Raw genomic sequence first — 8612 nt, 5'->3', positions numbered from 1 at the left:
GCCGCCGCCGCCGCCGCCGCCGCCGCCGCCGCCGCCGCCGCCGCCGCCGCCGCCGCCGGACACCATGCCCGCCCCCCGTGCGGATCCGGCGCCGCCACCGGACAGGGCCGAGCCCGAGCCCATGCCAGCGCTGCCCGAGCCCGCCGAGCCGTATTTTGACGGCCCGGCAGACGGCCCGGTAGACGTCGAGGCAGACGCGCTGGTGGAGCGCGGGCCAGGCGTGGTGGGGCCGGGCCTCCAGCCCCAGCCCGAGCCCGGATCGGGCCGGGGCCTCTGGCGCTGGGTTCTCGGCCTGCACGCGGGTCTGGGGCTGTCCGGCCTGGTGGTGGCGACCCGGCGCCTGCGCACGGGGGGCACCACCGCACACCAACGCGGGGCCAGGCGGGCGTCCCGGCGGGCCCGCGAGGCGAGCGAGGCGGCGCCATCGTGAGCGCGCACGTGGACCGGCTGGTCGGGCGTGCCCGCCGGCGGATGCGGCTGAACCGGGCGCTGGCCGCCGGTGGGCGTGGCGCGGTCGGGGCCGCGGTCGTGGCGCTGGCCTGGATCGCGCTCGGTCGCGTCGTGGCCCCGCCCGCCACCGTGCCGGCGGTCGCCGTGCTGGCGGTGGCCGCGACGGTCGTGGCCGGCGCCGCGGCCGCTGCCGTGCGCATCCCCGCGGTCTGGGCGGCCCGCGCTGCCGACCGCTGGCTCGACACGGCGGACACGTTCGCCACCGCGGTGGCGTTCCGCGGCGCGGCGGGCAGCCGGTTGGCGCCGCTGCAGGCCGCCCGTGCCGAGGAGGCTGCCGCGGGGATCCACGGGTTCCCGCAGCGCCCGCGGGTGCCCGTGCGGCTCCTGGGCGTCGCTGCCGGGCTGGCGCTCGCCGCGACGACGCTGGCCGCCGTGCCCAACCCCCAGGACGAGCTGCGGGCGCGCCAGGCTGCACGCGAGGCCGTCGCCGAGGCCGAGGCGGACCGGCTGCGAACGGTCGGCGCCGAGCTGCGGGCGCAGCCCGAGCCGGCGCCGGAGCTGGCCGGGCGGCTCGAGGCCCTGGCCGACGCGCTGGAGGACGCCGCCCTGGAGGAGGCCCTGGCCGAGGTGGGTCAGGAGCGCACGGACCTCGCCGGCCGCCTCGACGACGACGTCGCCGCCCGGCGCACCGCCCTGGCGGGTCTCACCCGCGAGCTGGAGCGCGAGGCGCTGGCCGCGGGGGACACCCCCGAGGAGCAGCTCGCCGCGCTCGCCGAGGCGCTGGGGGACGGCGAGGTCGGCGGTGACGACCTGGGTGACCTGGCACAGCGCCTGGGCGAGCTCGCCGCCGCGTTGCCGGGAGCACCGGAGGTGGCCGGGGCGCTCGAGCAGGCGGCGGCGGTGGCCGCCGCCGCCGACCCGCAGGGAGCAGCGGCAGACGTGGACGAGGCAGCGGCGGCGGCTGGCGCGGCGCAGGGCGACCTCGTCGAGCAGGACGCCCTCGCCCGCGCCGAGGCTGCGCTGGCCGAGGCGGAGCGTCGCCTGCGCGGCGATGCGGACGGCAGCGGCGACGGGGACGGCGATGGGGACGGGAACGGGGACGGCCAAGGCGATGGCGATGGCGATGGCGACGGCAGCGGCGACGGCGACGGCGACGGCGATGGCGACGGCGACGGCAGCGGCGACGGGGGTGGCGGGGGCGGCGGTGACCCCTCCGGCCCGGTGCGAGACGGCGGCCAGCGCGAGGGCACGGGCCGGACCGGTGGCGGTGCGGGCGATGGGGACGGCGACACCGGCCCGGACGACAGCCGCCTTGACGAGGAGGGGGTGTATGACCCACCGCGTCGTCCCGACACCGACGGCGACGACCTGCGGCTGCCCGGCCGCCCGGACGGGGACGGCGGTGAGATCGACCAGGGCCGCGCCCCTGGGCGGGGAACGGAATCGGCGCCGCGGGTGCCCTACCGCCAGGTGCTGGGCGCCTACCGCGACGCCGCCATCCGGGCTATCGAGCGTGACGGCTACCCCGTCCGGCTGCGCGGCACCGTCCGCGACTACTTCGACGCCCTCGGCGCTGGCCGCGGGCCCTCGTGACCACACGACCCACGACCACACGACCACGTGAGAGGCTGACCGTGTCCCCACCCACCGAGCAGATGTCACCAGAGGACTTCAGTCGCCTGGCCGACCAGGTTGAGGAGCAGGTCCGCCGGGTCATCGTGGGACAGCAGACGCTGGTGCGCAGCGTCCTGGCCGGCCTCCTGGCGGGTGGCCACCTGCTCTTGGAGGGCGTGCCCGGCCTGGGCAAGACCGTCCTGGTGCGCGCGCTGGCCCGGTCGCTGTCCCTGGAGTTCGCCCGCGTGCAGTGCACCCCCGACCTCATGCCCGCCGACATCGTGGGCACGACCGTGCTGGGCGACGGGGTCGCCCCGTCGTTCCAGCCCGGGCCGGTCTTCACCCAGCTGCTGCTGGCCGACGAGGTCAACCGCGCGACCCCGAAGACCCAGTCCGCGCTGCTGGAGGCCATGGCCGAGCGGCGCGTCACGGTCAGCGGCGTGACCCGGGACCTGCCGGCGCCGTTCTGCGTGCTGGCGACGCAGAACCCCATCGAGATGGAGGGCACCTATCCCCTGCCCGAGGCGCAGCTCGACCGCTTCCTGGTGAAGATCATCGTGGAGCTGCCGTCCAGCGAGGACCTCATGGCGATCCTCGACCGCACGACCGGCACGGTGGACACCGAACCCGTCGCGGTCGCCGGCGCCGCGGACCTCCTGGCCGCTGCCCGCCTGGTGCGCGAGGTGCCGATGGCCGAGCACGTCACCCGCCACGCCGTCGACCTCGTGCAGGCCACCCACCCCGACCGGGCGGCGGCGGAGCCGGTGCGCCGCTACGTCCATCACGGTGCGTCGCCGCGGGGCGCGCAGGCGGTGGTGCTGCTCGCCAAGACCACGGCGCTGCTCGCCGGGCGGTTGCACGCCAGCGTCGAGGACGTCCGCGCGGTGGCGGGCCCCTGCCTGCGCCACCGCCTGGTGCTCGGCTACGAGGCCCTGGCCGCCGGTGTGGACGCCGATGACGTCCTCGACGCGGTGCTCGTGGCCGTCCCCGTGCCCGCTGCGCCACTACGGGGCGCGGGATGAGCACCCTGCTCGACCCTGCGGTGGTCGGTCGCCTGAGGCGTCTGCGGTTCGTGACCCACCGCCCCGTCACGGGCCGCTACACCGGGGCGCACGTGTCCCGGCGCCACGGCACGTCGCTGGACTTCGCCGACTACCGCGCCTACGTCCCCGGCGACGACCCCCGCTGGGTGGACGCGCAGGCCTACGCCCGCCTCGGGCGGCTGCTCACCAAGCGCTACGAGGCCGAGTACGAGGCAGCGCTGCGGATCGTCGTGGACACCTCCGCCTCGATGGGGTTCGGCGGCAAGACCGGCGCGCTGCGCGCCGTCGGGGCCGGACTGGCCACCGTTGCGCTGGGCGGCGGCGACCGGGTGCGCGTGCTGCTCGCCGGGGCTGACACCGACGCCGGGCCCTGGCTGCGGGGGGCGCGGGGGCTGGCCCAGGCCCAGCTGCGGCTGGTCGGCGCCGGCCCGGCCGGCGCCGCCGACGTGGGGGCCGGCGTGCGCCGCGCCAGGGCGGAGGGGCCCCGGGGGCCGGTGGTGCTGGTCAGCGACCTGCTCTTCGACGGCTGGGAGGACGTCGTGACCGAGCTGGCGGGCGGCGAGGGGATCCTCGTGCACCTGCTGGGGCGGGCCGACATGGAACCCGAGGTGCGCGGTGACCTGCGCCTGGTCGACGTCGAGACCGGCGCGGAGGTCGAGGTCGCGGTGGGTGAGCGGGCCCTGGACGACTATGCCCGCGCCCGCGACACCTGGCTCGACGAGGTGGAGCGCGCCGCCACCGGGCGCGGGGTGGTCTACGCCCGCCACCTCGACGACGAGCCGATCGAGGACTTCCTGGCGGTGACCCTCACCCGGCTGCAGGTGCTGCGGTGAACCTCACCGCGCCGCTGGGACTGGCGGCGGCGGCGCTGGCCGTGCCGTTGGCCCTGTGGTACGTGCTGCGATCGCGCCGGCCCCGTCGCGAGGTGGCCGCCACCTACCTGTGGGCACGCACCGACCGCTCGGTGGCGGCCGCCGTCCCGTGGCAGCGCTTCCGTCCCGACCGCACGTTCTGGTTCGTGCTGGCGGCCATCCTGGTCGGGGCCCTGGCGCTCGCTCGCCCGAGCCTGCCCGCCGAGTTCGCGCTGGGCGACCACACCGTGGTGGTGGTCGACGCGTCCGGATCGATGCTGGCCGACGAGGACGGTGTCACCCGCTTCGACCTGGCGCGAGACCGCGCCCGCGAGCTCGTCGCGGCCGTGGGCCCCGGCCAGGCCATGTCGGTCGTCGAGGCCGGCCCGCGCCCGCAGATCCTGGCGTCGGCCTCGTCGGACGGCCGGGCCCTGCGCACCGCGCTGGAGCGCCTGCGCGCCACGCCCGCCCCCGGCGACATGGCCGCCGCGCTGACCCTGGCCGCGTCGCTGCACCGGCCCGGGGAGGCGACCACCACCACGGTGCTGACCGACGGCGTGCTGGAGGCCCCCGCGCTGGAAGCCGCACCCGCGGACCTGCGGGTGGAGGCCGTCGGCACCGACCGGGCGAACCTGGCCGTCACCCGGCTGCAGGCCGTGCCGGCCGGCGGGTCACGCGCCGACGCGTTCGTCCAGGTCCGCAACTTCGGGCAGCTGGCCGCCCGGGCGCGGGTGAGCGTGGCCGTGGCCGGCGAGGTGGCCGTCGAGCAGGAGGTCTCGTTGGGCCCCCGCGGGACCGAGGACCTCGTCCTGACCGTGCCCCACCGCGGCGCGGGCATCGTCGAGGCGGCGGTGGCGCCCGTCGGGACCGGGCCGACCGGGGCGCCGGCCGAGGACGCGCTGGGCGCCGACGACCGGGCCTGGGCGGTGCTCGCCGCGACCGGGGACGTCACCGTGCTGGTCGCCGGCCCCGGCAACCTGTTCGTCGAGCACGCGCTGCGCGCGGTCGAGGGGGTCGAGGTGCGCACGGCGCCCGGCGTGCCCGACGATCTCGCCGGCATCGACCTGCTGGTCGTCGACCGCATCCCCGCCGCCCCCATCCCCCCCGCCCCGACGCTGTACCTGGCCCCGACGGTGCCCCCCACCGGGGTCAGCGTGGCGGGCTCGGACGACCGGCCGAACGTGACCTTCCAGGACCCCGGGCACGAGCTGCTCGACCAGGTCGACCTGTCCGGCGTCGCCATCGCCGCCTCGCAGCACATCGCCGCCCCCGAGCTCGCCGCCCTGGCGGGGGGACCTGCCGGTCCCCTGGTGCTCGCCGGTCGCCTGGATGGGGTCCCCGTGGCCTACCTGTCCTTCGCCGTGGCCGACAGCACCCTGCCCCTGCAGGTCGCCTGGCCCGTGCTGGTCGCCAACGCGGTCTCGTGGCTGACCGAGTCCCCCGCCGAGGTGCCGTCCGTGGCCGGTGACGAAGTCCGGCTGCCGACGACCGCGGGCGCCACCGCGGTCGTCGTGCAGGCGCCCAGCGGCGACGAGCGACGGATGGATGCCGACCGGCCCCTGCTGCCGGTCGACGAGGTGGGCGTCTGGCAGGTCTCCTACGTTGGGCGCGACGGCGTGGTGGCGGGCACCCCGATCGCGGTGAACGCCCCGGCCGGGCAGGGCGACCTGTCCCGCGAGCGGCCGGCGCCGGCCCGTGCGGCGCGGGAGGCCAGGGAGGCGGGGGAGGATCCCACGGCGCTGCGCGCTGCGCCCGGCCGGCGGGTCCTCGGGGCCGGGATCCTCGTCGCGGTGCTGGGCCTGCTGCTCGCCGAGTGGGCGTCCACGCACGGGGTCCGACCGGTGCGGTCGGGCCGACGCTGGCTGGCCGCCCGCCGGGGCCGGCGGCTCGCGAGGGCCCGGTCGTGAGCTGGGACGCCCCGCTGTGGCTGCTCGCCCTGCCCTTGGCCGCGGGCGTCGTGTGGCTCACCCGGCGACGCCGGGGGACCGTCGCGTGGGATCCCAGCCGCCAGCACCGCTGGGCGACGTGGCTGCGGGCGGGCAGCGTCGCGCTGCTGGTGCTGGCGCTCGCCGGTCCCCGCTGGGAGGCGGGGGGTCGCCACGTCGACGTGGTGTTCCTGCTCGACGTGTCCGACTCGGTGACGCCGGCCGCCGCCGCGGGCGCGCGGGCGTACGTGGAGGAGGCGTTGGCCGCCGCCGGGGCCGGGGACCGGGCCGCCCTCGCCGTGTTCGGCCGCGACGCCAGCCTGGAGCACGGCCTGCGCCACGACCCGCCGCCGGTCGACCCGGCCGCCGTGGTGGACCGCTCCGCCACCGACCTGGCCAGGGCGGTGCGCCTGGGCCAGGGCGCCGCCGGCAGCGACAACCGCCGGCGGGTCGTGCTGGTGACCGACGCGCAGCCCACCCAGGGCGACCTGCCCGGAGCGGTGCGCGAGCTGACCGACGCCGGGGTCGGCCTGGCGATCGTCCGCCTCGACGGTGCGCCGGCCGCCGACGTGCTGGTCGAGGAGGTGTCCACGCCGGCCCGCGTCCGCCGCGGTGACGAGTACGACGTGACCGTGTCCGTGCGCAACACCGGCGACGAGCCGGTGGCGGCGAGCCTCACGGTGACCGCCGACGACCGCGAGGTGGACCGTCGCACGCTCGACCTGGAGCCCGGCGTGACGGAGGTCACGGTGCCCCAGCAGGCCGCCGAGGAGGACGAGCAGGCCGCGATCCGCTACGAGGCCCGGGTGTCGTCGCCCGGCTCGTCGGTGGCCGAGAACGAGGTCGGCCGCGCTGCGGTCCGCGTCGACGGGCCGCCGCGGGTCCTCGTGCACGAGCACGTCGAGGGCCTGGCCTCCGAGCTCGTCTCGGCGCTGCGGGCCGGGGGCGTGCGCACCGACGTGGCCGCGAGCCTGCCCCCCCTCGACGGGCTCCTGGCCTACGACACCGTCGTGCTGGCCGACGTGCCGGCCGACGCGCTGGGCGCCGAGGCGATGGCGGCCCTCGACGCGTTCGTGCGCGACGCCGGCCACGGCCTCGTCGCGGTCGGCGGCGAGGACTCGTTCGGCCTCGGCGACTACGACGACACGCCGCTGGAGGAGCTGCTGCCGGTCTTCGCCAGGGTCACCGACCCGCAGCGGCGGCCCGAGGTGGCCCAGGCGTTCGTGGTGGACACCTCCGGGTCGATGGCGGCCTGCCACTGCCGTCCCGAGGCGGTCGGTGCGGGGGCGGAGCTGACCGAGGGCGGTGTGGTCAAGACCGAGATCGGCAGCGAGGCGGTCGCCCGCGCGATGGAGATGCTGGCAGCCCAGGACCAGGTCGGCGTGCTCGCGTTCGACACCGACTCCGAGTGGGTGCTGCCCCTGCAGCACCTGCCTGACCAGGACACGATCGACGAGGGCCTGGCGCGCCTGCACCCCGGCGGCGGCCAGGACATGGCCGGCGCCGTGCGTGAGGCCATCGCGGGTCTGCGCGACGTCGACGCGAGGCTGCGCCACATCGTGCTGTTCACCGACGGCTGGACCAACGACCACGGGCCGCTGTTCGACGCGGCCGAGGAGGCGCGGGAGGCGGGCATCACCCTGACCACGGTTGGCACGGGGGAAGGCGCCTTCGAGGAGCTGCGGCGGGTCGCCAGCATCGGCGGTGGGCGCTTCTACCCCGGGCGCGACCTGCTGTCGATCCCCGACATCCTGGCGCTGGAGGTGCGCATGGTCGCCCGTCCGGTCGTGACCGAAGGGGAGTTCCATCCGCGTGTGGCCGGTCTGGCCCCCGTCACCGACGGGCTGCACGCGACCCCACCGCTGCTGGGCTACCTCGCCACGACCGCCAAGCCGGCGGCCGAGGTCCTGCTGACCATCGGCGAGGAGCGCGATCCGCTGCTCGCCCGGTGGCGCGCCGGCTTGGGCTCGACGGTCGCGTGGACCTCCGACGTGCAGCCCCGGTGGTCGGCCGCCTGGATCGACTGGGAGGGGTTCGCCCGGTTCTGGGCCACGACCGTGGCGGAGACGTTCCCCGACGAGGACAGCGCGGGCATGGGCCTGGACGCGACGGCCACGCCCACAGGCCTGCGCGTGGGCGTGGAGATCACCGATGCGCTGCCCGCCGACGTCACCGCGGTCGCGACGGTGACCGGTCCCGACGGCGACCGGCAGGAGGTGGTCCTCGACCGCGCCTCCCTGTCGACGTTCGAGACCGAGGTGCCCGGCGACCGCGAGGGCGTGTACGCGGTGGCCGCCACCCTGCGGCGTGGCGAGGAGGAGCTCGCCCACGCCAGCACCACGGCGATCCGCTCGTACTCCGCGGAGTACGCCGCCGGTGACCCCGACGAGGCCCTGCTCGACGAGGTGGTCCGCATCGCCGATGCCACCCTCGACCCCGACCCGGCGTCGGTCTTCGATCCGGCGGGGCTGCCCGCGGGCGCGGCCGCCCGCGACCTCTGGCCGTGGCTGGCGCTGCTCGCCCTGATGCTCGCCCCGGTGGACGTGGGGTTGCGCCGGCTGCGCCTGGAACGGGCGGACTGGGCCCGCACCCGGAACTGGCTGCGCCGCCGGGGGTGGCGCCGACCCAAGCGCAAGGGCGAGCGCGACGCCGCCACCGACGCGCTGTTCGAGGCCCGCAAGCGCGGCCGGGACCGCTGACGCGCCTCTTTTGCGCCGGCTGCATGTGGC

General features: G+C 77.5%; 6 protein-coding genes. All 6 read left to right on the top strand.

What is annotated here, in order from left to right:
- Positions 1-430, top strand: a 430-nt coding sequence (locus WD250_03370) for a hypothetical protein (GenBank protein ID MEX2619239.1), incomplete at its 5' end; no start/stop codon positions are given.
- Positions 427-2043 carry a hypothetical protein gene (locus tag WD250_03365; GenBank protein MEX2619238.1) on the top strand — a complete coding sequence of 539 codons (1617 nt, stop codon included), beginning with the start codon at positions 427-429 and terminating at the stop codon, positions 2041-2043. The genes WD250_03370 and WD250_03365, both read left to right, overlap by 4 nt.
- A gap of 41 nt (positions 2044-2084) precedes the next feature.
- On the top strand, positions 2085-3086 hold the full coding sequence (locus WD250_03360) for an AAA family ATPase (GenBank protein ID MEX2619237.1): 1002 nt from the start codon (positions 2085-2087) through the stop codon (positions 3084-3086).
- Positions 3083-3940, top strand: a complete 858-nt coding sequence (locus WD250_03355) for a DUF58 domain-containing protein (protein MEX2619236.1) — start codon at positions 3083-3085, stop codon at positions 3938-3940. The genes WD250_03360 and WD250_03355 overlap by 4 nt, the downstream gene beginning before the upstream one ends.
- The gene (locus WD250_03350) at positions 3937-5865 is read left to right on the top strand and encodes a VWA domain-containing protein (protein MEX2619235.1); all 1929 of its coding nucleotides are present in this window, start codon (positions 3937-3939) and stop codon (positions 5863-5865) included. Before WD250_03355 ends, WD250_03350 begins: the two co-directional genes overlap by 4 nt.
- On the top strand, positions 5862-8582 hold the full coding sequence (locus WD250_03345; protein MEX2619234.1) for a VWA domain-containing protein: 2721 nt from the start codon (positions 5862-5864) through the stop codon (positions 8580-8582). Before WD250_03350 ends, WD250_03345 begins: the two co-directional genes overlap by 4 nt.
- Positions 8583-8612 lie beyond the last annotated feature (30 nt).

The organism is Egibacteraceae bacterium, from assembly GCA_040905805.1.
GTDB lineage: Bacteria > Actinomycetota > Nitriliruptoria > Euzebyales > Egibacteraceae > DATLGH01.
Note: the sequence above shows the minus strand (reverse complement) of the source record. Positions and strands in the feature narration are given on the sequence as shown.